The following is a 22808-nucleotide window of genomic DNA, read 5'->3' as shown; positions in this document are numbered from 1 at the left end:
GGGTGTTGATCGCGCGCTCAGTCGAGGTCGTTGTCGTTGCGGGCCTCGGGGTCGACACACACCCGCACCTTCTCGGCCACCCCGAAGCCCATGGCGATCCGACCACCGCCGGTGGCGAGCACCAGTCCCTGCCCGCGGCGCTGTACCACGCTGAGCTGGCTGCCCTGGCGCAGCCCGAGTGCGAGCAGACGGCGGGTCAGGTGACGTCCACCCTGGATCTCGACGATACGTGCCGGGGTGTCGTGCTGGAGTTCGGACAGGGGGATGGGCGATGCGGTATGCGACATGGCTGATGGGTCTGGACCGATAACGAGGGGCGGCTGCGACTGCGAATCAATCGAGCCGGGTCGATCATCGAAGCATAACCCGAACCGTGCCTGCGCCGCAGTCACGCCGACGCCACCGCCCCGGGGAACCCGGGGCGCAACGGGCTGATCGGAGGGATCAATCGGCCGGCGACGGGCGCGGCGGACAACGCATGCTCGAAAACCCGCCCCGGACGATCCATGTTGATGAACAGGCGAGCGCCGCGACCGGGCCGGTCGCGCCGGGATGCCGCTTGCGGGAGCAGGCGAACTGGCAGAGGATGCGCCACCCCGGCCCCAGCGAGTCGGGCGTTCAACAGTCGATCGAGGTTTCTTTGGGCGGATACAGATGCAGACACAGGTCTTGATGAAACGGGGATTCACCAACGCTCGTCGCACACTGGCGGCCAGTCTCGCCGGCGCCCTGGCGCTGACCATCGCCGGGGCCGGACACGCCGAGACCTATCGGCTCGAACACCCGGGCGACAGCGTCATCGGCTTCCCGTTCTATTTCACCACCCGCGCCGACGACACCCTGCTCGATGTCGCCCGCCAGAACAACCAGGGCTTCGAGGACATGCGCAGCGCCAACCCCGAGGTCGACATGTGGGTCCCGGGCGCGGGCACCGAGGTGATGGTACCGACCTTCTACGTGCTGCCCGATGCGCCGCGCCAGGGCATCGTCATCAACCGCCCCGAGAAACGGCTCTATTTCTATCCCCCGGACGACCCGGAAGAGGTCCGCTCCTACGCCATCAGCGTCGGTCGCGAGGGCATGGACACACCGCTGGGCGGCTTCACCATCATCGAGAAGAAGCGCGACCCGAGCTGGACTCCGGGCCCCAATGTGCGCGCCGCCCACGCCGCCTATGGCGACATCCTGCCGGCGGTGGTGCCGCCCGGACCGGACAACCCGCTGGGACAGTTCGCGATGCGGCTGAGCAACCCGGAGTACCTGATCCACGGCACCAGCAAGCCCTGGGGGCTGGGGATGGAGGTCAGCGCCGGCTGTATCCGGCTCTACCCGGAGGGGATCGAGGAGCTGTTCTCGCTGACCGAGCTGCGCACCCAGGTCACCATCGTCGACCAGCCCTACAAGTTCGGCTGGCGCGGCGACGATCTCTATCTGGAGGTGCACGTCAATCGCGAGGGCAAGCGGGTCACGGCCCGCGAGGCGGTCCCGACTGCGCTCGCCGAGGCCGAGGGGGTGGAGATCGACTGGCGCGAGGTGCAGCGCGCCATCGACGAGAACACCGGTGTCCCACGGGCCGTGGGACACCGGACGCACTCAGATCAAGCGCCTTACTTGCCCATGATCTTCTGATACATGCGATCCAGGCGCTCGGTGTTGGCGTTGCAGCACGCCTGAGCGCTGTTGGCGGTGTCGAGCGCCTGCTGCGCCATGTCGCGAGCGGTCTGGTCGGTCGCGCAACCGCCGAGCAGCGATGCGCCAAGGAGAGCAGCGAGGGACAGGGAAGCGAGCTTGACGGTCTTGGTCATTGGTAATGTCTCCATTGATCGGCTCAAGGCCTTTGTTGGTATAACACATTTACCCGGGACTGACCTCCGCGCGCGGACCGGCCAGTCCCGAGGCCGGGGCTGGCCGAGTTGGCGAAGTGGTCTCTGACCCTTAAGGTCCAGTGTGCCGGCCCCGGTCCCACCATTCCAGAGAGGCGACCGGACGCCGTGCTCTGAGAGTGCGTCAAGCATGACTCAACATCAAGCCCATCACGGCCAAGTTCTGCTATTTTTCTCCGCCACCGCCGTGGCCGGCGACCACAGACCATCCAACCGATCAAGGCAAGCATCCATGTCCGCATCCCCCATCCCCCTCACCGCCCGCCCGTGGCGCGCGTGCTGAGGCCCCGTCCATGCACCGCTATTACGGACTCCCCGACCAGGGCCCGGCACAATCGACCTTCCGCTGCGACGGCTTCCTGCGCAACGGTCAGCTGCGCGCGCCGAACGGCGCCAGCCTCGCGCTCGCCGCACTGCCCCCCTTCCTGCGCGCCCTGCTGGTTACCGACGGTACCGTCACCAAGATCCTCGAGGCCTACTTCTGGGAACCGGTGACGGTCGACACCGTCGAGCAACGCTTCGAGCACGCCGCCGCCACGGTCCCCTGGGTCGAGGTCGCCGAGGGCGATCGCTGCCTGTTGCGCGACGCGCGGCTGCGCGGCGACGACAGCGGTCGCAGCTTCGCCGAGGCCTTCTCGCTGATCCGCACCGACCTGATCCCCGCCGACTTCCGCCAGCGCCTGATCGATCGCGAGATCGGTATCGGCGTGCTGATCCGCGACAGTGGACTGGAGAGCTATCGCGAGGTACTCGACGTCGGTCTGGTCCAGGACGGCGCCGAGCCGAGCGCGGTCTACCGCACCTACCGCATCATCATCGAGCGCCACCCGGTGATCCTGATCACCGAGTACTTCCCCCTCGCGCTCTATCGCTGAGCCGATACGCCCACCGCCACATGGCGACGGGCGTCGCGATGATGCGTGCCGCTCACCGGGCGACGTTTGCAAAGCCCTTGAACAAGTGTTTGAATGAATACACGTTCATGATCCTGCCGACGCTACGCAGATGGGGAGGTCAGGGCGTGGTCACGCACCACCCCGCCAACTCGCAAGCAGCCTAGAGCATACAGACATCGCCCCAGATCAATGCGGTCAGCCGCCCGCGCGACACGCGACGCGATGATGGCTCGCACCCCGGGAAGCACTGGTGTGCTTCTCACGCGCTCCCCCCAGCACACCAGCCCGTGATCGGCGCCCCGAACACCGCCGATACCATCGGTGCCTGACACCGATGCCGTCTCCCGCCCCAGGGTGAGCGGTCGCCCGTGCGCGTCCGCATCATCATCGCCGACCGTCCGTGCGCGACCCGCGCCACCGCAACGCTGACGCCAGCACCCCCATCCGTCGAGCGCGCCCGGAAGGGCCGTGCCCGAGCGCGCCGATACGGCTCGACGACCATATCCAGCGCCCCCGGACAACCGGTGCCGGGGCCGCCTCACCGGCCTCCAGCGCCATCGCGCTGGAGGTCATCACCGTCAACACCACCGGATCATTGCATGGAGACAGCACCGCGCATCGCTCGCCCCACAGGCTCGCACCCTGACGTGTGCCGCACGGTTCCACACCCGGACCAGACCGGCGCGCGCTTCACCTATCAAACACGCATCATCTTTCTGTTGAGGTCATCATGTCCGCCCAGACTCGGAGAGAACGTCAGATCCTGATCTTCTCGATGTTGTCTACCCTCGCCTTTGCCATCATGGGAGTGATCTGGGGTCTCTGGATCAACTCGATGGTGGTCATCTTCGACGGCCTGTACTCCCTGATCGGCCTGTTCATGACCCTGGTGTCATTGCTCGCCCTCTACTACATCCATCGTCAGTCACGACTGCTCAACACCCAGGCCGCGGCCCGTATCGAGCATCGGGTGATCCTGTTCAAGGGTGCAGTCATCATCCTGCTCTGCACCCTGTCGCTGGTGCTCGCAGTGCGCGCCATCCTCGACGGTGGTCGCGACACCGACGGCGATCTCGCCATCCTCTTCGGCCTGATCAACGTGATCGGCTGTACCCTGAGCTGGTGGTACATCACCAAGCACCGCAAGCAGGGCGGCTCCGGGCTGATCAACGCCGAGGAGAAGCAGTGGCTGATGGACACCGTGATCAGCGGCGCGGTGATGTGCGGCTTCGTCATCGCCAAGCTCACCGAGCTGACCCCGATGGCACACCTCGCCCGCTACGCCGACCCGGTGATGGTGCTGGTCGCCTCGATCTGGTTCTTCGGCATCCCGCTGAAGATGGTCAGGCACTCGCTGCGTCAGCTCGCCGAACTCGAACGCGCGCCACAGCGCATCTGATCACGCACCATCGCCCGCCCCGTGCCGCGCGCCTGCGCGGCGCGGGCACCACCGATCCCACCGGCTTGCCCGCGCCGGGCGAATCCCGCATCTTTGTGCCATGGATGCGCCACGCCGGGACATTGCCACGCCACCACCGCCGCTCGACACCCTGCGCCTGCGCGAGACCCCCGAGGGCATCGACCTCGGGCTGCGTGTCGCCGGAGCGGTACCGCGTGCGCTCGCCCTGGCGCTCGACCTGCTGATCCGTCTCGGGCTCTATCTGCTGCTGCTCCCGCTGCTCGCACTCGCCGACCTCGGGGTCGGGTTGGCGCTGCTCGCGGTGTTCGCCATCGAGTGGTTCTATCCGGTGGTGTTCGAGGTCTGGCGCGGCGCCACCCCCGGCAAGCGGGCACTCGGGCTGCGCGTGGTGCACGAGGACGCCACCCCGGTCGGGCTCCCCGCCTCGACCCTGCGCAACCTGCTGCGGACGGTCGACTTCCTCCCCGCCGGCTATGCCCTGGGGCTGGTGGTGAGCCTCGCCGACCCTGACTTCCGCCGCATCGGCGACCTCGCCGCCGCCACCCTGGTGGTGCACGACGACCGCCCGGCGCCACGCCGGGGCCCGGCATCGACCACCGGCCGGCGACCGCCGCCCGAGTTCGACGCCGCCACCCGGGCGGCGATCCTCGCCTTCGCCGAGCGCGCGCCCGCACTCGCCGATGCACGGCGCATCGAACTCGCCGAGGTCCTGACCGCCCCGCGCGGGGTGCGCGGCGGTGCCGCGCCCGCACTGATCACCGCTTGGGCGACCTGGCTCGACCGCGGCGCGCCCGACGGACGTGCGGCATGAGACAACAGCGCTTCGAGCACCAGCACGCCGCCGACTGGGCGCGCTATCGCACGCTGCTCGAGCAGCTCGAGCAGCGCCGGCGCCGCGGCGCCGAGCTCGCCGAGTTCCCCGGCCTGCATCGCCGAGTGTGCGCGCACTATGCGCTGGCCCGAACCCGCGGCTATACCCCCGGGTTGATCGCCGAACTCGAGCAGCTGGTGCGGCGCGGTCACGCCCAGCTCCACCGCCCCACGCTGCGCCTCGGCGCCCGCGCACTGCAGCTGATGGCACGCGATTTCCCGCGCGCGCTGCGCCGTCACGCCGCGCCGCTGTGGCTCGCCGCCGCGCTGCTGTTCGTACCGATGGCGGCGATGGCGCTCGGCGCCTATCACGACCCCGGGCTGATCCTGACGCTGGTCGACGCCGAGCAGCTCGCCGAACTCGAGGCGCTCTACGACCCGGCCCGGGATCATCCCGGCCAGGTGCGCCCGGCCGACAGCGATCTGGCGATGTTCGGCTTCTATGTCCGCAACAACGTCGGCATCGGCTTTCGCAGCTTCGCCGCCGGGGTGCTGTTCGGCATCGGCAGCGTGGTCATCCTGGTGTTCAACGGACTGTTCATCGGCGCCGCCGCCGGTCACCTCAGCGCCATCGGTCACGGCATCACCTTCTGGCCCTTCGTCAGCGGTCACGCCCCCTTCGAACTGAGCGCGATCGCCATCTGCGGCGGCGCCGGACTGCTGCTCGGCAAGGCGCTGTTCGCCCCGGGACGGCTGCCGCGGCTCGCGGCGCTGCGCGTCAATGCCCGCGATGCCCTGGTGCTGGTGGCGGGCGCGGCGCTGATGCTCGTTGGCGCGGCGCTGATCGAGGCCTTCTGGTCGGCCGGCGCGGCGCCGGTGGCGGTGAAATACGCCGTCGGCGCCGCCGGCTGGACCCTCCTCGCGCTCTACATCGCCCTGGCCGGACGTGGCGACGATGCGTCTTGAGCGACTCACCGCCCAGCTGCGCCCCTGCCCCGCCTGGCAGGCGATCGATCTCGGCTTCGCCCTCGCCCGCGCCTGGTTCCCGGCGCTCTGGGCGCTGTGGTGGTGCACCGCGCTACCGCTGACCCTGATCGTGCTGGCGCTGGCCTGGCTCCACAGCGACCTCTGGCTGCTGGCGCTGTGGTGGTGCAAGCCGCTCTACGAGGCCCCGCTGCTGTTGTGGGCGAGCCGCGCGCTGTTCGACGAGCGCCCGCGACGCGGCGCCCTCCCGGGGATGCTCGGCGCCGGACTGCGCCCGCGCCTGTTGCCGCTGCTGTTGTGGCGCCGACTGAGCCCGAGACGCGCGCTCGTGCTCCCGCTGCTGCTGCTCGAAGGGCTGCCGCAACGGGCGCGACGCGCGCGGCTGCGCACCCTCGCCGGGGGCAGCGCCAGCGGATGGCTGACCCTGGTCTGCTATCACCTCGAGGCGATCCTCTGGGGCGGGATGCTGCTCGGGCTCTATCTGCTGATCCCCGAGGGGCTGCCAGGGATCGACCTGATCGCCGCACTCGAGGACAGCGCCGCGCCGGCCTACTGGATCAGCAGCGCCTGCTATCTGCTCGCCTGCTCGTTGATCGCGCCCTTCTACGTCTGCGCCGGGTTCGCGCTCTATCTCAGCCGCCGCACCGAACTCGAGGGCTGGGACATCGAGCTCGCCTTCCGCCGCGCCCCGCCGCCACCGGCCGCCGTGCTCCCGGCGCTGGCGCTGCTCGCGCCGCTGCTGCTCGCGCCGCCACCGGCCGAGGCCGAGACCTGGCCGGCCCCCGAGGCGGCCCGCGCCCGCATCGCCGAGGTGCTCGACTCGCCCGACTTCGGCGCCACCCGCGAGGTCGAGCTGTGGCTGCCGGTGGCCGACCCCGCACAGCGCAGCACCGAGGACGCCGAGGCAACCTGGTCGGCGACCCCGCCCCCCTGGCTCGCCGGCACCATCCAATGGGGACTGGTGACGCTCGGTGCGATCGCCCTGCTGATACTCATCCGCGCACTGTGGCGCGAACGCTCACCACGCCTGCCCAGATCGGCCAGGACGGAGCACGAGGCCGCGCCCGAGCCGCACAGCGCATCGCCCATCGATCACGAGACCGAGATCCGTCGCCTGCTCGCTGCCGACGACCCGGGCGCGGCCATCGGCGCGCTCTATCGCGCCAGCCTGGAGAGACTCGACCGGCTCGGTCTCTCGCTCCCCCCGGGGGCCACCGAGGGGAGCTGCGTGCAGCGGGCGAGCGCCCGGCTGCCACACCGGGTCGGGGTCCCCTTCGCCGCGATCGCCGCGGCGCGCCAGCACGCGGCCTACGGCGATCGGGACCCGAGCGCGGCGCACGTCGAGCGACTGCTGAGCCACTGGCGGCGCTGGCAGGGACGGACCGATGCGCACTGAACAGCGCCTGCTCGCGCTCACCCTCGGCGGCACCGGGCTGGTCCTCGTGGCAGTGCTGGCGAGCTGGTTCCTGACCCACTTCGAGCGCCGGGTCGAACAGGTACCGGTCGGTCCCTCGGCAGCGGCTCGAGCCAACCCGCTGCTCGCCTTCGAGCGCTTCCTCATCGGGCTCGGCATCGCCGTCGAGAGTCGCCCCGATCATGGCCTGCTCGCCGCCCCACCGCCCCCCGGCGACACCCTGGTGGTGCGCGCACCCGGCCCGCTGTCGCCACGCCAACGCGACCGGCTACGCGACTGGATCGCCGCCGGCGGACGGCTGGTGACCACGCCGGGGACGGGGCCGCGCCACGCGCTGCTCGAGACCTTCGGGATCCACCCCGAGAGCTGGACCGAGTCGGGCCCACCGACGCCGGTCCGGCTGCGCCCGACGCCCGGGGCGCCGCCACTCGAGGTCGCTCTCGACCCCGGGCGGACCCTGTGCGTCAGCCATGGCGACAAACAGCGGTGCGGACAACCGCTGACGCATCGGGAGATCGGCGCCGGCCGGCTGAGCGTGCTCGCCGACCTCGACATCCTCACACGCCAGCGCATCGGCGAGCGCGACCACGCCCTGTTCGGCGCCCGTCTGGTCGCCCCCGCACCCGGCGGCACGGTATGGCTGCTGTATGCCGAGACCCCGCCGGGGCTGCTCGCGCGGCTGTGGGCGCAAGCGCCGCTGGCACTGATCGCCGCAGCGCTCACCCTGGCGGTGTGGCTGTGGTCGCTCGGCGCGCGGCTCGGTCCGACGCTCGCCCCGGCTCCGCCACCGGCGCGCGACCGGCTCGTCCATCTCGAGGCCGGGGCGCGCTTTCTGTGGCGCCATCGGCGGATCCGCGCGCTGCTCGCAGCCAGCCGTGCCCGGGTGCTGCGGCTGTGGGCGAGGCGCCTGCCGGGACTCGCGCGCGCACCCCGCCAACAGCGGCTGACCCGACTCGCCGCGGCCAGCGGCGAGTCGCGCGCGCGACTCGCCCAGGCGCTCGAGGAGACACCCCGCAGCGCCCGCGCGCTCATCACCCTCACCCACACCCTGGCGCGACTGGAGCAGCAGGCCCGATCGCCCGGAGGCAACCGCGAGAGCACCGATCCATGACCCAGACCCCACTGCCGCTGACCGAGGCGGTCATCCAGCTCGACCGGCTCGAACAGGACATCGGCCAGGCCGTCAGCGGCCAGCGCCAGGCCATCCGCGAGCTGCTGGTGGCGCTGGTCGCCGCCGGGCACGCGCTGCTCGAGGGCGTGCCCGGGGTGGGCAAGACGCTGCTGGTGCGCGCGCTCGCCGCCGCGGTACAGGGGCGCTACGCGCGTATCCAGTTCACCCCCGACCTGATGCCGAGCGACGTCACCGGGCACGCGGTGTTCGACCTCAAGCGCGAGGCCTTCCGCATCCGCCGCGGACCGATCTTCTGCAACCTGCTGCTCGCCGACGAGATCAACCGCGCCCCGGCCAAGACCCAGGCGGCGATGCTCGAGGCGATGCAGGAGGGACAGGTGACCATCGAGGGCCAGGCGCTGGCGCTGGAACCACCCTTTCTGGTCTTCGCCACCCAGAACCCGATCGAGCAGGAAGGCACCTACCCGCTGCCCCAGGCCCAGCTCGATCGCTTCCTGCTGAAGATCGCGGTGGCGCCGCCGAGCGCCGAGGCCGAGCGCGCGGCGGTGCGCGCCGCCACCAGCGGGCGCATCGGCGACCGGCTCGACACCTCGGCGGTGCGTCCGCTGCTCGATACCGAGACCCTGCAACGCCTGCAGCTGAGCGCCACCACGCTTCGACTCGATGAGCGCGTGCTCGACTACGCGGTGGCGCTGGTGCGCGCCGCGCGCGACTGGCCGGGGGTCGACAGCGGTCCCGGGCCGCGTGCCAGCATCGCGCTGGTGCGCGCGGCGCGGGCGCACGCACTCATCGAGGGGCGCGACTTCACCACCCCGGACGACGTGCGCTGCATGCTCCCGGCGGTACTGCGCCACCGGCTGCGGCTCGGCGCCGAGCTGGAGATCGAGGGGGTGAGCGCCGACGCCCTGCTCGGCGAGCTGGTCGAACGCGTCCCCGCACCGCGCGACTAGCGACGACGGCGCGGACGGAAGCCGCGCAACAGGGCATCGAGCCGCGCCACGGTCCGGGGGTCGGGCGCAGGACCGAAGCGCGCCGGCAGATAGAGCGCGAGGAAGCGCGAGACCGAGGCGGCGAGGTCGGGACGCGCGGCGATCACCCGTCGGCCATGGTCCTGCGGGCCCTCGCCGGGGTGCGGCGCCAGCCCGATACGCGCCAGCCGGCGACAGAAACGGGCATGACGCGCGACCAGCGGATCGGGCTCGCGCGGCGCGCGTACCAGCCCCAGCAGCACCGCGCCCAGGGTCAGCGAGAAGGTCACGACCATCAGCACCGCCAGCCCGTACTCACCCAGCCCACCGAGCCCGAGCCGCTGCAGCAGGCCGAGCTGGTCCTCGGCCGAGAAGTCGAGCACCCACTGCTGCCAGGCCGCATCGATACTGTCGGCGAACTGGCGTGCACCGCGCGCCAGCCGGGCGAGCCACGCATCCTGGGCCAGCTCGAAGCGCACCGGGTTGCCGGCGCCGAGCAGTCGCGAGGCGCTCTGGTTGTCGATCCGCGAGGGGTCCACCGCCGCGGTGGGATCGACCCGCACCCAGCCGCGCCCGGGCAGCAGCACCTCGACCCAGGCATGGGCATCGGACTGCCACACCATGTGATAGCCACCGATGGCGTTGGGCTCGCTGCCGAGATAGCCGAGCACCACCCGCGACGGGATCCCGGCCAGCCGCATCAGCGTCGCGAAACTGCTGGCATAGTGCTCGCAAAAGCCGCGCCGGGTCTCGAACAGGAAGGCATCGACCGGATTCGGCCCGAGCGGCGGCGGCAGCAGGGTGTAGTGGAAGGCCTCGCGGTTGAAGTGGGCGAGCGCGCGTCTCACCACCGTCTGGTCGTCCGCGCCCTCGCCACGCCAGCTCGCCACCAGGGCGCGCATCCGCGGGGTGATGGTGCCGGCCGGCAGGCGCAGGGCATAGTCACGCAGCGCCGCGCTCGGCGCGGGCGTGCGAGCGTCGAGCGCCGAGCGCACCCGATAGCGCAGCGCACTCTCCACCGCGCGGCTGGCACGCAACAGATGATCGGGCGCGAGCACCACCCCCTCGGCCGCGACCGGCAGGTCGAGCGCGAACAGCCAGCGCCGGTCGGTCGGCTCCAGCACCACCTCGTAGTCGAGCCGATCGGCCGCGGCGGCGAGCGCCAGCGAGGCCGGTCCGGTGCGCGGCGGCTCGCCCACCGTCCAGCGCCGCCCATCGGTCTGCCACAACACCAGACCGCGCCAGTAGCGTTGATCGGGCGGCGGCGGGGTGGCATCGAAGCGCACCCGGAAGGCCAGCTCGCCATTGACCACCAGCTCGCTGACCGCACCCGGCTCCATGGTGTCGGAGAAGCCGGTGCGGGCCTGCTCGGCATCGAGCCCGAGGTCCCACAGCGGCGCGCTCAGGCGCGGGAAGAGCAGAAAGAGCACCAGGGTCAGCGGCAGCGCCTGCAGCGCCAGCCGCGTGGTCGTGGTCAGCGCCGGGCGCAGCCGCCCGCCCCCTGTCGTAGCGTTGACGTCGGCCAGCAGCGTGAGCATGGCCCCGACCACCAGCGCCAGATAGAGCGCGAGGCCGAGCGACTGGTCGAAGAGAAACTGCACCACCACCAGGAAGCCGAGCAGGATGGCCGCGATCTGCAGGTCACGCCGCGCGTGCAGCTCCAGCAGCTTGAGCGCGAGCATGGTGAGAAACAGCGCCGCCCCGCCCTGACGCCCGCTGAGACTGCCGTAGACATGGAGACAGTTGGCGATGCCGACGAGGGTGAGCAGCACCAGCAGCCAGCGCCCGGGCTGCACCCCGTGCCAGCGCAGCGCGAGCAGACGCAGCGCGAACAGCGCGCTGGCGAAGGCGCCGATGCGCCAGTCGAGCCGGGGCAGCAACGGCAGGGCGCCGGCGATCACCAGCAGGGTCAACCACAGCCGCTGGAGACGGTCCGGGACGGGCTCGGGCCAGTGTGCGCGCTCAGTGGCCATCGCCGCCCTCCAGGCCGAACAGCGCGAGACGGGTGAGACAGCGCTGCAGCTGCGCCTCGCCGGCGGCCAGCGGCTCCTCCACCCCGGGCAGGCGCAGTCCGAAACGCGCCCCGGCGGCCGCGGCATCGAGCAACTGACGGGCGAGCTCGGCGAGCCGCGTCTCGGGATCGACGGTGGCGAGCGCCGCCCAGTCGATCCACAGCTCATGCCCCTGTTCACCCTCGAACTGCTTGGTCAACAGACCGCGTTCGCGGGCATAGGCCTTCCAGTCGAGATGGCGTGGCGAGTCGCCGTGACGATAGTCGCGCGCGCCGGCATAGTCCTCGAGCCCGGCCCCCGCCCCCCGGGGCAAGGCACGCGCGCCGGCACCGGCGCCGGGCGGCGGCGGCGCGAGGGACGCCGGCGCCGGATAGACCAGCGATGCGGCACGCGGCAGGGTGTGACACCAGGCGCGGAACAGCCCCAGCGGGTGGCAGGTCTCGACCCGCACCTCGCCGAGCGGCTGCCAGCCACGGCGCCTGGTGGTGACGACCAGAGCGCAGCCGCTCTGCTCACCGGCGGGGACGGCGAGCGGCGCGGCGGCATCCTCGGCACCACTCAGACGCAGGTCGGCACGCGTGCGACGACCGCGCCCGCGCACGCTGAGGGTGAAGCGCGCCGACTCGCCGGCGAACACCGCCGCCCCGGGGCGCGCCTGCAGCTCCAGCCCGAGCAGATTGAACCAGGCGTGGTGCATCGCCAGCAGCGCCACCGCGGCGAGGAAGAAGGTGAACAGCAGCCCGAGGTTGTTCTGGTAGTTGAGCGAGCCGAGCAGCATCACCAGCAGCACGGCGCCGAACACCAGCCCGAAGCGGGTGGGCAGGATATAGATCTGGCGCGCGCCGATGCGCACCACGCCGTCGGGATCGCTGCGGGCGCGGCGCAGCATGGCGTCGAAGCGCGCGGCGAGCCAGCCGCGCCAGCGCACGCGTTCAGGGGACCGGGACATGGGCGAGGATCTCGGCGTCGACCCGGGAGGCGTCGAGCACAGCGCCCTCGCCACTGCCGACCAGACGATGGGCGCAACAGGCCGGCAACACCGCCTGCACGTCCTCGGGGAGCACATAGTCGCGCCCGCCGAGCAGCGCCCAGGCCTTGGCCGCACGCACCAGCCCCAGCCCGGCGCGCGGCGAGAGCCCGTAGGCGAAGCGCCCCGAGGCGCGGGTGAAGGCGAGGAGGTCGTGGACGTAGTCGATCACCGCCGGGGCGGCATGCACCGCCACCACCAGCTCCTGCAGGGCGGCGAGCTCGGCGGGGACGAGCACCGGCGCCTGGCGCGCCACCAGCGCGCGACGGTCCTCGCCGGCGAGCAGCCGCTTCTCCTGGTGCGCGGCCGGATAGCCGAGCTCGATACGCATCAGGAAGCGGTCGAGCTGCGACTCGGGCAACGGGAAGGTGCCGATCTGGTGGAGCGGGTTCTGGGTGGCGATGACGAAGAAGGGCTCGGGCAGCGCGCGGGTCTCGCCCTCGACGGTGACCTGACGCTCCTCCATCGCCTCGAGCAGCGCGCTCTGCGCCTTGGGGGTGGCGCGGTTGATCTCGTCGGCGAGCACCAGCTGGGAGAACACCGGACCCGGGTGGAAGCGGAAGGACTCGCTGGCGCGGTCATAGACCGCCACCCCGATGACGTCGGCCGGGAGCAGGTCGCTGGTGAACTGGATGCGCGCGTAGTCCAGCCCGAGCAGTCGCGCCAACAGGTGCGCGAGCGTGGTCTTGCCGACACCGGGCAGGTCCTCGATCAGCAGATGGCCGCGGGCGAGCAGGCAGGTCAGCGCCAGGCGCAACTCGTGCTCCTTGCCGAGGATCACCGCGGCGGCGGCCTCGAGCACCGCGCCGCAGCGATCGACCGGCGACGCGGGGACGGGGCGGGGTTCGGGTCGGTTCATGGCGAGGCTCCCGGCGCCGCCGCGCGCGCGTGGATATGGGTTAAACTGAAGGGCTTCATCGGATCGGGTTCCCTGACATGTTTGCGAGCGATCAGTACGACGTCATCGTGGTTGGAGGCGGTCACGCGGGCACCGAGGCGGCGCTCGCGGCGGCGCGCGCGGGTGCACGCACCCTGCTGCTGACGCAGAACATCGACACCCTCGGCAACATGAGCTGCAACCCCGCCATCGGCGGTATCGGCAAGGGCCATCTGGTGCGCGAGATCGATGCCCTCGGCGGGCTGATGGCACGCGCCACCGACCGCGCCGGGATCCAGTTCCGCACCCTCAACGCCAGCAAGGGTCCGGCAGTGCGCGCCACCCGCGCCCAGGCCGACCGCATCCGCTATCGCACCGTGGTGCGCGCGGCGCTCGAGTCCCAGCCCGGACTGCGGGTGTTCCAGCAGACCGTCGACGACCTCATCGTCGAGGGCGAGCGGGTGGCCGGGGTCAGCACCCAGATGGGGCTGCGCTTTCGCGCCCGGGCGGTGGTGCTCACCGTCGGCACCTTCCTCGGCGGGCGCATCCATATCGGTCTCAGCAACTATGAGGGCGGGCGCGCCGGGGATCCACCGTCCAACGCCCTGGCCGCGCGACTGCGTGAACTGATGCCGCGAATCGAGCGGCTCAAGACCGGCACCCCGCCGCGCATCGACGCGCGCAGCATCGACTACGCGCGGCTCGCCGAGCAGCCCGGCGACGACCCGGTGCCGGTGTTCTCCTTCCTCGGCAGCGCCGCCGAACACCCGCCGCAGGTGAGCTGTCACATCGCCCACACCAATGACCGCACTCACGAGATCATCCGCGCCGGGCTGTCGCGCTCGCCGCTCTACACCGGGGTGATCGACAGCATCGGCCCGCGCTACTGTCCCTCGATCGAGGACAAGATCGTGCGCTTCGCCGACAAGGACTCGCACCAGGTGTTTCTCGAGCCCGAGGGGCTCGACACCCACGAGGTCTATCCCAACGGCATCTCCACCAGCCTGCCCTACGACGTGCAGGAGGCGCTGGTGCGCTCGATCCCGGGGCTGGAGCAGGCCCACATCACCCGCCCCGGCTATGCCATCGAGTACGACTTCTTCGATCCGCGCGACCTCGCCCCGGGGCTGGAGACGCGCCAGCTCCAGGGGCTGTTCCTCGCCGGTCAGATCAACGGCACCACCGGCTACGAGGAGGCCGCCGCCCAGGGGCTGCTCGCCGGCATCAACGCGGTGCGCCGGCTGCGCGAAGAGTCGCCCTGGGTGCCGCGTCGCGACGAGGCCTACATCGGGGTGATGGTCGATGATCTGGTCACCCGCGGCACCAACGAGCCCTATCGCATGTTCACCAGCCGCGCCGAGTACCGGCTGATGCTGCGCGAGGACAACGCCGATCTGCGCCTGACCGAGACCGGGCGCGCGCTCGGGTTGGTCGACGACGAACGCTGGGCGCGCTTCGAGGCCAAGCGCGAGGCGATCGAGCGCGAACGCGAGCGCCTCGCCGCGGCCATCGTCCGTCCCGACCGGGCCGACCCGGCGGCCATGCAGGCGGTGCTCGGCGAGCCGCTGCGGCGCGAGGCGCGCGCGCTCGACCTGCTCGCCCGTCCCGGCGTCGATCACGCCGGGGTCAACGTCCTGATCGATACCGCGGATCACCCGGTCGCTCCCGAGGTCGCCGAGCAGGTCGAGATCCAGACCCGCTATGCCGGCTACATCGCTCGCCAGCGCGACGAGATCGCCCGTCAGCGCGCCCAGGAGGACAAGCCCTTGCCCGAGACCTTCGACTTCGCCGCGGTGCGCGGTCTCTCCGCCGAGGTGCGCGAGAAGCTCTGCCGCACCCGCCCCACCACCGTCGGCCAGGCCGCGCGCATCCCCGGGGTGACCCCGGCGGCGGTGTCGCTGCTGCTGATCCACCTCAAGCGACACCCGGCATGAACACCGCGACCACCGAACTCACCCCGGACCAGCGCACCCATCTCGGCGAGCGGCTGCAGGCCGGCTGCGCGGCGCTGGGGATCGGGCCGACGGCGGCCCAGCACCAGCAACTGATCGACTATCTGCAGCTGCTGCTGCGCTGGAACCGCGCCTACAACCTCACCGCGGTGCGCGACCCCGACGAGATGGTGGTGCGTCACCTGCTCGACAGCCTGGCAATCCACCCCTTCCTGTTCGGCGACACCCTGCTCGACATCGGCACCGGAGCTGGTCTACCGGGGATACCACTGGCGATCATGGAGCCCAGGCGCCGTTTCTGGCTGCTCGACAGCAACGGCAAGAAGGTGCGCTTCGTGCGTCAGGCGGTGCTCGAGCTCGGACTCACCAACGTCGAACCGGTTCAGGCCCGCAGCGACGACTATCGGCCCGGCCACGGCTTCAAAACGATCGTGAGCCGCGCGGTGACGGCTGCAGACGTACTGCTCGCCACGGAGAGATGCCTGCTCGAACAACCCGGACGGATGCTGCTGATGCGCGGACGCCACCCCGAAGAGGCCCCACTCCCGGCCACGCACGCGACCGGAGACAGCCACGTGCATGTCTTGCGCGTCCCCTTCCTCGATGAACCGCGTCACTTGGTCGAGATCCGTAACGATTAATTGAGCGTCCCAGCCAAGACGGCGACCCGCCGCAGACACCGCACAAACAGGCAACGACGCTCGACGATCAACCCACCATCATTCGCCCGCGCCGCCACAAGCCGCAACGCGAGATGCGACGACATGTGCCATGCTGATCTGAGATCAGACGACACGTCGCAGCATGCTCCGCGTCTCGTCACCAAGGAACGCCGATCGACATAACGCGACCGATCCCTTCGATCGAGTACTCCGCCCAATCGGCCACCAAGGATCGATGATGAACATACCCCCCGCAGGAGCACCCCAGACGGCGGACGATCCAGCCGCCCAGTCACCACAACCCGAGGCGGAACAGTCCGCATCGCCCGCGGAGTTGAGCTTTCCGGTCGTCGGCATCGGCGCATCGGCTGGGGGACTGGCGGCATTCGAGGCATTTTTCTCCGCCATTCCACCGGACACACAGACCGGTATGGCCTTCGTACTCGTTCAGCACCTGGACCCCAACCACAAGAGCATCCTCGCCGAACTAATCAAGCGCCACACCTGCATGCAGGTGCATGAAATCGTTGACGGCTTGCGCATCAAGCCCGATTGCGTCTACATCATCCCACCCAATGTCGACATGGCTCTGTTCAATGGCCTCCTCCATTTACTGGAGCCAGCGGCGCCACGCGGACAGCGACTACCGATCGACTTCTTCTTCCGCTCACTGGCGCAGGATCAACACGAGCGGGCTTTGTGTGTGGTGCTCTCTGGCACCGGCAGTGACGGCACGCTCGGTGCCAGAGCGATCAAGGGCGAGGGCGGGATGGTCATGGCCCAGGCGCCCAAGACCGCCGCTTACGACGGCATGCCACGTAGTGCCATCGCCACCGGATTGGTCGATTTCGTGCTCCCACCCGCGGAAATGCCGGCACAGCTCATGGCCTATGTGACCCATGCCTTCGGCAGGGAAGCGCATACCTCTGAGCCTTCATCCAAAAGCGTGGATACGCTGACGAAGATCTGCCTGCTGCTGCGAGACAAGAGCAGCCACGATTTCTCGCAATACAAGCAGAGTACGCTAATACGGCGCATCGAACGGCGCATGGCGTTACACCAGATCGAGCAACAACGCGATTACGTACGATATCTCCAACACAATCCGCTGGAGATCGATGCGCTATTCCATGACCTGCTGATCGGGGTCACCAGCTTCTTCCGTGACCCCGAGGCTTTCGCCATCTTAGAGCGCGAGGTTATCCCTCGGCTGTTCCATGAGAAACCGGCCGGGTCACCAGTCAGGGTATGGATCTGCGGCTGTTCCACCGGCGAAGAGGCCTACTCCATCGCAATCCTGCTCAAGGAGCATCTGGAGACCCTGAAGCAAGACTATCGGCTCCAGATCTTCGCCACCGACATCGACGCCAATGCGATCGAGCGGGCACGTTCCGGTATCTACCCCGCTAATATTGCGACCGATATCTCTCCCGAACGGCTAGCACGCTTCTTTGTCATGAGCCAAGAGCAAGGCTGCTACCGCATCAACAAGGAAATCCGCGATCTACTGGTATTCTCCGAGCAGGATCTGATCAAGGACCCCCCCTTCTCCAGGCTTGACCTGATCAGCTGCAGAAACCTGCTGATTTATCTAAACGGAGATCTACAGCGACGCCTGATACCTCTCTTTCACTATGCACTGAAAAGCAGCGGCTTCCTGTTCCTGGGAAATTCTGAAACCATCGGTGACGCTCATCCACTGTTCACGCCGGTCGACCGCAAATGGAAGCTCTTCGCCACCAAGGAACAGCAAGACGTTACCCTGACGCCCCTGTTGCCTCAGAGGCACATGCTTTCCATCTCCAGCCCCCATACACCCTCCTCCGATCCTGAAAGCATGTCACGCAGCAAAGGCAAGTCCGATCTACGGAAACGAACCGAGCAGGCGCTGCTTCGTCACTATGACCCAACGGCCCTGTTGGTCACCGGGCGCGGCGACATCCGCTATATCTACGGTCGCACAGGGCAATTCCTCGAGCCGGCACCGGGGGATCCAACAATGAATGTCTTCAGCATGGCTCGAGAAGGGTTATGTCATGCCATGAGGAACGCCCTACAGCGCGTCGTCACGACCGGGGATTCAGTACGGTTGAAGGGACTGAGAGTCAAGACAAACGGCGACTTCACCCTGGCCGATCTGAGCGTGCATCCCGAGCAACGGACAGGCCACGTTGATACAGAACCGTTGTATCTTGCGATCCTGGAGATCACAGGCTCCGTCGAGGACGGACCCGGCCAAAACATTGAAAAAAGGTCGAAAACAGGAGAATCCGATTCGCGAATCGCCGAGTTGGAGCAAGAGTTGCGGACCAAGGAGGAATACCTCCAGACCACGCTGGAGGAGATGGAGACATCAAACGAGGAATTGAAGTCGACCAACGAAGAGATGCAGTCGGTCAACGAGGAGTTGCAATCGACCAATGAGGAACTGGAGACGTCAAAAGAAGAGCTGCAATCGGTCAACGAGGAACTGGCAACGGTCAACACGGAGCTTCAAGCCAAGGTGGCCGACCTGTCCCGGGTCAACAACGACATGAACAATCTGCTCGCCGGCACGGGTGTTGCCACCCTGTTCGTCGATCATCAGCTCAGGATCACCCGCTTCACACCGGCAACAACCAGGCTGATCAACCTGATCCAGTCCGATGTTGGGCGACCGGTGGGGGATATTGTCTCCAATCTGACAAACTACGATGATTTGACAGAGGATTTAGCACAGGTCCTCAATACCCTGCAGCCTGCGGAAAAAGAGGTCCGCACCAGGCAGGGAGACTGGTATGTCCTAAGGATCGGTCCATATCGCACTCTTAACAATGTCATCGAGGGGGCAGTTATCACCTTCATGGACATCTCCGCACGCAGAAAAATGGAGGAGAGTCTGAAGGAGGCACGCGCCTTTGCCGAAGGGATCGTAGACGCCGTGCGCGAACCATTACTGGTATTGAGCGGAGACCTTCACGTGATCTCGGCCAATCATGCGTTTCAGCAATTCTTCCAACTGCCCCAGTCCGAGATCATCGATCAACCACTAAGCGACCTTGACGAGCACCGCTGGAACGATCCTGAATTGCGTCGGCAACTCTTGGAGACTATCGCTAAAGGAAAGGCACTAGAAGACCATGTGATTGGTTATGAGTCGGCGGCAACCGGGTCGTGCTCTCTCAGCCTCAACGCTAGACGGATCGTCCATCCAGACGCCGATCACGACAACGTCTTGATCACCATCAAGGACACCTCGCCCCGAGTGGACACGCCCAAATCGCCATAGACAGGAAAGAGTCCGAACGCAGCGACGACAGCTCTCTTGGTCGTGTGCTGAGGGCAGAAGTCAGGCCCGTCTCCATCAAGACCTGGCGCCAACTCACCGCACCATCAAGCACAATCTTATATTTCTAAGCATCAAACACGTAGATAAAAGAGGATTCCAGTCTTTTGCTTAATTCGAGGGAGTTGCATCCATGCCTGATCGAACAGATCGAGAACAGCCGGCGCGCCCTCCACCAGAGGTACCGATTCCCCTCAAAGAGCTGCGTCAACGCGCCGAAGCGCAGCTCTGCGCTATCCGTGACGCAGCACTTGTAACCGACAATCAAAGCAATCACGAGTTACGGGTCCATCAGATCGAACTCGAGCTGCAGAACGAAGAACTGCGACGGACGCAAGAAGCCCTAGAGTTGTCCCGCGCCCGCTACTTCGACCTCTACGACCTCGCCCCCGTCGGCTATCTCACCCTGAGTGAGACAGGTATTATCCAGCAGGCAAACCTTGCCGCAGAAACCCTGCTGGGACTATCACGCGCCGGCTTGGTCGGAAAACCCTTGTCGCAATTCATCCTCCCCGAAGACCAAGACATCCACTATCAGCACCGGCGTGCGCTGTGGTCGACAGGAAGGACTCAGCACTACGAGCTTCGCCTTCGCCCATCAACAGCCACACCGATCATCTGGGTCAGCCTGGATGCGTGCTTGGTGCCAGAGACGACCACCGACACGGCTCATCACGACTGGCGCCTGATCATGACGGACATCACCATCCGCAAGCGTGATGAACAAAAGATCATCGATAGCCAGGCACGGCTGCACTTGGTAGCAACACTCGCCGAGCTGGCGTTCTGGGAATGGACGCCGCACACCAACCAAGTGATATTTCCTTTAGAGTGGCAGCGGCAGATGGGGTACGACCAGGGCGCCTTGCCGAAGAACTTCGACGACTGGGCCGAACTGCTACACCCTGATGATCGCGAGCCCAGCCTTGCAAAGCTGCGTGGCTTCGCTGCCAACCGAGAATCGTGCGAAGTACAATATCGGCTACGCCGCAAGGATGGTGCCTACCGCTGGCTCCAGGCCAGACCCGAGGTCATCCAGGACGCCAACAACACATATCAGCGTATCCTGTTGGCGCAGCAGGACATCACCCGCCGCAAGGAGGCTGAACTACACGCACTCCGCCTGGCCCAGCACGATCCACTGACCGGCCTGCCGACACGTCGACTACTCGACCAATTGGCCAATCAAATGCTAGTGAGCGCAAGGCGCAGCAAGCGCCAACTGGCGGTACTGTTCTTCGACCTAGACGATTTCAAAGCGGTTAACGACATGTACGGTCACGCGGTCGGCGACCTGTTGTTGCAAGCGGTGGCCCAGAGACTGCTGACACTGTTCCGAGCAGAGGATATCGTCGCCCGCCTGGGGGGCGATGAGTTCGTCGCCGTACTAAGCAAGATCGACGACGCCACGGACGTCGCTCGCACAGCGGGCAAGGCCATCGCGACCCTGGCGCCTCCGTATACTATCGGTCAGCTGCAACTACACTGCGCACCCAGCCTCGGTATCAGTCTATATCCACAAGATGGCGAGACGATCGAGCAGCTCATGCAAAGCGCCGATTTGGCCATGTACCACGCAAAACAAATCCGCCCGGGACACTATCAATTCGTCACTGCTGCGCTCAACGAGCAGGTAATGAGCAGTGCCACGCTGGAAAGACAGCTGCGTCAAGGAATCGCCAAGGAAGAGTTTCGTGTCGTCTATCAACCGGTCCTGGACTTGAAGCAAGGGTGTCTGCATGGGGCTGAAGCGCTACTGCGATGGCCGCAGCACGACCAGGAACCAATCCCACCCTCAACCTTTCTACCTGTAGCCGAATCACTCCACCTCACCCATGAGATCGGACTTTGGGTCATCCGGGAAGTGTGCCGACAACATCAGTCATGGCGAGTTGCGGGGTTACCCCCGATACCAATCTCAGTAAATGTTTCGACACGAGAGTTTCTTCATCCGCATTTCATTCAAGGACTATGCGACGCTTGCCGAGACGCGGGGACAGAGCCCTCCGCGCTAGTGCTACACCTAAGTGAATCTACCTTGTTCGATTACCCAGACGGCAGCGCAGATCAACTCGCCGCTCTCAGGGCTCTCGGTGTCAAGCTAGTGATTGACGACTTCGGCCTGGGCTGCTCAAGCCTCAGCAAGCTCGATCAACTACCCTTGACCGGACTCCAGATCAACCAAGCGCTGGTACGACAGCTACACACGGCGCGCGGCATGCCAGCCATCATCGACACCATCATCCAGTTCGGGCGGGCCCTAGGACTCGACGTTACCGTCGTCGGCATCGAGAGCGAGGCCGATCAGCGGTTCTTCCACGCGATGGGTTGCGACCATCTTCAGGGCTTCCGCCTCGGCAAGCCGATGACCGGAGGCGCCTTCGCTGAGTGGTATCGCCAGCATCCCGCCACGGCACCACACTAGGCCGGGCGCCGACACACGAACTCCTAGCCCTCCCCCCTCGGCCAGGCGGCGGAGGTGGCGATGACTTGAAGTGCGTTCCAAGCCCGGATACCGGGCGAGCTGAAAATTCAGTACCATTGCCTCGCATCTACCGCAAACGCGGCACGAGCCTTGATCCGACCGCCACCATGGGGCGCGCACTCATCGCAACGGCTGGCTAACGGATCGAAATTTCGGAGCGACTGAGTCGAGCATGGTCAACATCATCGCCATCGCCAATCAGAAGGGCGGAGTCGGCAAGACGACGACCGCGGTCAACCTCGCCGCCTGTCTGGCGGCGATGAAGCGACGCGTGCTGCTGGTCGATCTCGACCCCCAGGGCAACGCCACCATGGGCTGTGGCGTCGACAAGCACGCGCTCGAGCACTCGAGCTGCGACCTGCTGCTCAGCGACATCCCCATCGCCGACTGTCTGCAGCGCATCACCGAGCCCTCGCCCGGTTTCGACCTGCTGCCGGCCAACGCCGATCTCACCGCCGCCGAGGTCGGGCTGATCGACTCGCCCGACCGCGAGCACCGTCTGGCGCGGGTGCTCGAGCGCGCCGCCCAGGCCTATGAGCTGGTGATCGTCGACTGCCCGCCCTCGCTCAACATGCTCACCGTCAACGCCCTGGTCGCCGCGCGCGGGGTGCTGATCCCGATCCAGTGCGAGTACTACGCCCTCGAGGGGCTCTCGGCGCTGCTCGACACCATCGAGCAGATCCGTGCCAACCGCAACGAGACGCTGCGTGTCGAGGGCATCCTGCGCACCATGCACGACCCGCGCAACAACCTCGCCAACCAGGTCTCGACCCAGCTCATCGCGCACTTCAAGGACAAGGTCTACCGCACCATCATCCCGCGCAACGTGCGCCTCGCCGAGGCCCCCAGCCACGGCATGCCGGCCCAGCTCTATGATCCGTCCTCCAAGGGCGCGATCGCCTACATGGCGCTGGCCAGCGAGGTGCTGCGCCGCCAGCAGAAGGGCCGCAACGCCGCCTGA

Annotated in this window: 18 protein-coding genes; 13 read left to right on the top strand and 5 right to left on the bottom strand. The window is 67.6% G+C overall.

Translation table 11 applies throughout. The features are described from left to right. Nucleotides 1-17: 17 nt before the first annotated feature. On the bottom strand, nt 18-287 hold the full coding sequence (locus EBL84_RS01595; protein WP_123139210.1) for a ferrous iron transport protein A: 270 nt from the start codon (nt 285-287) through the stop codon (nt 18-20). A 367-nt stretch (nt 288-654) separates the two neighbouring features. Here EBL84_RS01595 and EBL84_RS01590 point away from each other — a divergent pair, with 367 nt between their 5' ends. Beyond that, nucleotides 655-1629, top strand: a complete 975-nt coding sequence (locus tag EBL84_RS01590; RefSeq protein ID WP_123139209.1) for a L,D-transpeptidase family protein — start codon at nt 655-657, stop codon at nt 1627-1629. Here EBL84_RS01590 and EBL84_RS01585 read toward each other — a convergent pair. Continuing rightward, complete coding sequence (locus EBL84_RS01585; RefSeq protein ID WP_005221977.1) at nt 1608-1805, bottom strand: alanine-zipper protein; 198 nt, start codon at nt 1803-1805, stop codon at nt 1608-1610. The genes EBL84_RS01590 and EBL84_RS01585 overlap by 22 nt on opposite strands. A gap of 371 nt (nt 1806-2176) precedes the next feature. Between EBL84_RS01585 and EBL84_RS01580 the strand changes: the two genes are divergently transcribed. The 7 genes from EBL84_RS01580 (at nt 2177) to EBL84_RS01550 (ending at nt 9489) form a co-directional block, all read left to right on the top strand. Further along, a complete protein-coding gene (locus EBL84_RS01580; RefSeq protein ID WP_123139208.1) occupies nt 2177-2758 on the top strand; it encodes a chorismate pyruvate-lyase family protein in 582 nt (193 codons plus the stop codon). A gap of 751 nt (nt 2759-3509) precedes the next feature. Continuing rightward, the gene (locus tag EBL84_RS01575) at nt 3510-4178 is read left to right on the top strand and encodes a cation transporter (protein ID WP_123139207.1); all 669 of its coding nucleotides are present in this window, start codon (nt 3510-3512) and stop codon (nt 4176-4178) included. Between the two features lie 100 nt (nt 4179-4278). Then, the gene (locus EBL84_RS01570; protein ID WP_123139206.1) at nt 4279-5010 is read left to right on the top strand and encodes an RDD family protein; all 732 of its coding nucleotides are present in this window, start codon (nt 4279-4281) and stop codon (nt 5008-5010) included. Continuing rightward, nucleotides 5007-5975, top strand: coding sequence for a stage II sporulation protein M (locus tag EBL84_RS01565; protein ID WP_123139205.1), 969 nt, complete (start codon nt 5007-5009; stop codon nt 5973-5975). The genes EBL84_RS01570 and EBL84_RS01565 overlap by 4 nt, the downstream gene beginning before the upstream one ends. After that, the gene (locus tag EBL84_RS01560; protein WP_123139204.1) at nt 5965-7389 is read left to right on the top strand and encodes a DUF4129 domain-containing protein; all 1425 of its coding nucleotides are present in this window, start codon (nt 5965-5967) and stop codon (nt 7387-7389) included. Before EBL84_RS01565 ends, EBL84_RS01560 begins: the two co-directional genes overlap by 11 nt. Next, complete coding sequence (locus EBL84_RS01555) at nt 7379-8518, top strand: DUF4350 domain-containing protein (RefSeq protein ID WP_123139203.1); 1140 nt, start codon at nt 7379-7381, stop codon at nt 8516-8518. The genes EBL84_RS01560 and EBL84_RS01555 overlap by 11 nt, the downstream gene beginning before the upstream one ends. After that, entirely contained in the window at nt 8515-9489 is a 975-nt protein-coding gene (locus EBL84_RS01550) for a MoxR family ATPase (protein ID WP_123139202.1), read from the top strand. Before EBL84_RS01555 ends, EBL84_RS01550 begins: the two co-directional genes overlap by 4 nt. Here the strand turns inward: EBL84_RS01550 and EBL84_RS01545 are convergent. Genes EBL84_RS01545 through EBL84_RS01535 form a run of 3 tightly spaced genes read right to left on the bottom strand, consistent with a single transcriptional unit; the run spans nt 9486 to nt 13405 of the window. Continuing rightward, entirely contained in the window at nt 9486-11480 is a 1995-nt protein-coding gene (locus EBL84_RS01545) for a DUF3488 and transglutaminase-like domain-containing protein (RefSeq protein WP_123139201.1), read from the bottom strand. The genes EBL84_RS01550 and EBL84_RS01545 overlap by 4 nt on opposite strands. Next, on the bottom strand, nt 11470-12468 hold the full coding sequence (locus EBL84_RS01540; protein ID WP_123139200.1) for a DUF58 domain-containing protein: 999 nt from the start codon (nt 12466-12468) through the stop codon (nt 11470-11472). Before EBL84_RS01540 ends, EBL84_RS01545 begins: the two co-directional genes overlap by 11 nt. After that, nucleotides 12452-13405, bottom strand: a complete 954-nt coding sequence (locus EBL84_RS01535) for a MoxR family ATPase (protein ID WP_123139199.1) — start codon at nt 13403-13405, stop codon at nt 12452-12454. The genes EBL84_RS01540 and EBL84_RS01535 overlap by 17 nt, the downstream gene beginning before the upstream one ends. A gap of 77 nt (nt 13406-13482) precedes the next feature. Between EBL84_RS01535 and mnmG the strand changes: the two genes are divergently transcribed. The 5 genes from mnmG to EBL84_RS01510 all read left to right on the top strand — a co-directional run bounded on the left by mnmG (nt 13483) and on the right by EBL84_RS01510 (nt 22808). Continuing rightward, a complete protein-coding gene (gene mnmG / locus EBL84_RS01530) occupies nt 13483-15357 on the top strand; it encodes a tRNA uridine-5-carboxymethylaminomethyl(34) synthesis enzyme MnmG (RefSeq protein ID WP_123139198.1) in 1875 nt (624 codons plus the stop codon). Beyond that, nucleotides 15354-16016, top strand: coding sequence for a 16S rRNA (guanine(527)-N(7))-methyltransferase RsmG (rsmG, locus tag EBL84_RS01525; RefSeq protein WP_123139197.1), 663 nt, complete (start codon nt 15354-15356; stop codon nt 16014-16016). Before mnmG ends, rsmG begins: the two co-directional genes overlap by 4 nt. Nucleotides 16017-16275: 259 nt before the next feature. After that, nucleotides 16276-19305 (top strand): chemotaxis protein CheB, encoded by a 3030-nt coding sequence (locus EBL84_RS01520; RefSeq protein ID WP_223806939.1) that lies wholly within the window; start codon nt 16276-16278, stop codon nt 19303-19305. A 190-nt stretch (nt 19306-19495) separates the two neighbouring features. Beyond that, nucleotides 19496-21787 (top strand): bifunctional diguanylate cyclase/phosphodiesterase, encoded by a 2292-nt coding sequence (locus tag EBL84_RS01515; protein ID WP_123139195.1) that lies wholly within the window; start codon nt 19496-19498, stop codon nt 21785-21787. A gap of 232 nt (nt 21788-22019) precedes the next feature. Then, the gene (locus EBL84_RS01510; RefSeq protein ID WP_123139194.1) at nt 22020-22808 is read left to right on the top strand and encodes a ParA family protein; all 789 of its coding nucleotides are present in this window, start codon (nt 22020-22022) and stop codon (nt 22806-22808) included.

The organism is Marichromatium sp. AB31 (assembly GCF_003718685.1).
GTDB classification, from domain to species: Bacteria; Pseudomonadota; Gammaproteobacteria; order Chromatiales; family Chromatiaceae; genus Marichromatium; species Marichromatium gracile.
Note: the sequence above shows the minus strand (reverse complement) of the source record. Positions and strands in the feature narration are given on the sequence as shown.

Bases quoted from the DNA above. Each gene is read 5' to 3' on its own strand.
- EBL84_RS01545 (WP_123139201.1), bottom strand. From the start codon at position 11,480: ATGGCCACTGAGCGCGCACACTGGCCCGAGCCCGTCCCGGACCGTCTC.
- EBL84_RS01580 (WP_123139208.1), top strand. From the start codon at position 2,177: ATGCACCGCTATTACGGACTCCCCGACCAGGGCCCGGCACAATCGACC.
- EBL84_RS01515 (WP_123139195.1), top strand. From the start codon at position 19,496: ATGCCTGATCGAACAGATCGAGAACAGCCGGCGCGCCCTCCACCAGAG.
- EBL84_RS01590 (WP_123139209.1), top strand. From the start codon at position 655: ATGCAGACACAGGTCTTGATGAAACGGGGATTCACCAACGCTCGTCGC.
- EBL84_RS01570 (WP_123139206.1), top strand. From the start codon at position 4,279: ATGGATGCGCCACGCCGGGACATTGCCACGCCACCACCGCCGCTCGAC.
- EBL84_RS01510 (WP_123139194.1), top strand. From the start codon at position 22,020: ATGGTCAACATCATCGCCATCGCCAATCAGAAGGGCGGAGTCGGCAAG.
- EBL84_RS01555 (WP_123139203.1), top strand. From the start codon at position 7,379: ATGCGCACTGAACAGCGCCTGCTCGCGCTCACCCTCGGCGGCACCGGG.
- EBL84_RS01540 (WP_123139200.1), bottom strand. From the start codon at position 12,468: ATGTCCCGGTCCCCTGAACGCGTGCGCTGGCGCGGCTGGCTCGCCGCG.
- EBL84_RS01595 (WP_123139210.1), bottom strand. From the start codon at position 287: ATGTCGCATACCGCATCGCCCATCCCCCTGTCCGAACTCCAGCACGAC.
- EBL84_RS01550 (WP_123139202.1), top strand. From the start codon at position 8,515: ATGACCCAGACCCCACTGCCGCTGACCGAGGCGGTCATCCAGCTCGAC.
- EBL84_RS01565 (WP_123139205.1), top strand. From the start codon at position 5,007: ATGAGACAACAGCGCTTCGAGCACCAGCACGCCGCCGACTGGGCGCGC.
- EBL84_RS01535 (WP_123139199.1), bottom strand. From the start codon at position 13,405: ATGAACCGACCCGAACCCCGCCCCGTCCCCGCGTCGCCGGTCGATCGC.
- EBL84_RS01520 (WP_223806939.1), top strand. From the start codon at position 16,276: ATGAACATACCCCCCGCAGGAGCACCCCAGACGGCGGACGATCCAGCC.
- mnmG (WP_123139198.1), top strand. From the start codon at position 13,483: ATGTTTGCGAGCGATCAGTACGACGTCATCGTGGTTGGAGGCGGTCAC.
- EBL84_RS01560 (WP_123139204.1), top strand. From the start codon at position 5,965: ATGCGTCTTGAGCGACTCACCGCCCAGCTGCGCCCCTGCCCCGCCTGG.
- rsmG (WP_123139197.1), top strand. From the start codon at position 15,354: ATGAACACCGCGACCACCGAACTCACCCCGGACCAGCGCACCCATCTC.
- EBL84_RS01585 (WP_005221977.1), bottom strand. From the start codon at position 1,805: ATGACCAAGACCGTCAAGCTCGCTTCCCTGTCCCTCGCTGCTCTCCTT.
- EBL84_RS01575 (WP_123139207.1), top strand. From the start codon at position 3,510: ATGTCCGCCCAGACTCGGAGAGAACGTCAGATCCTGATCTTCTCGATG.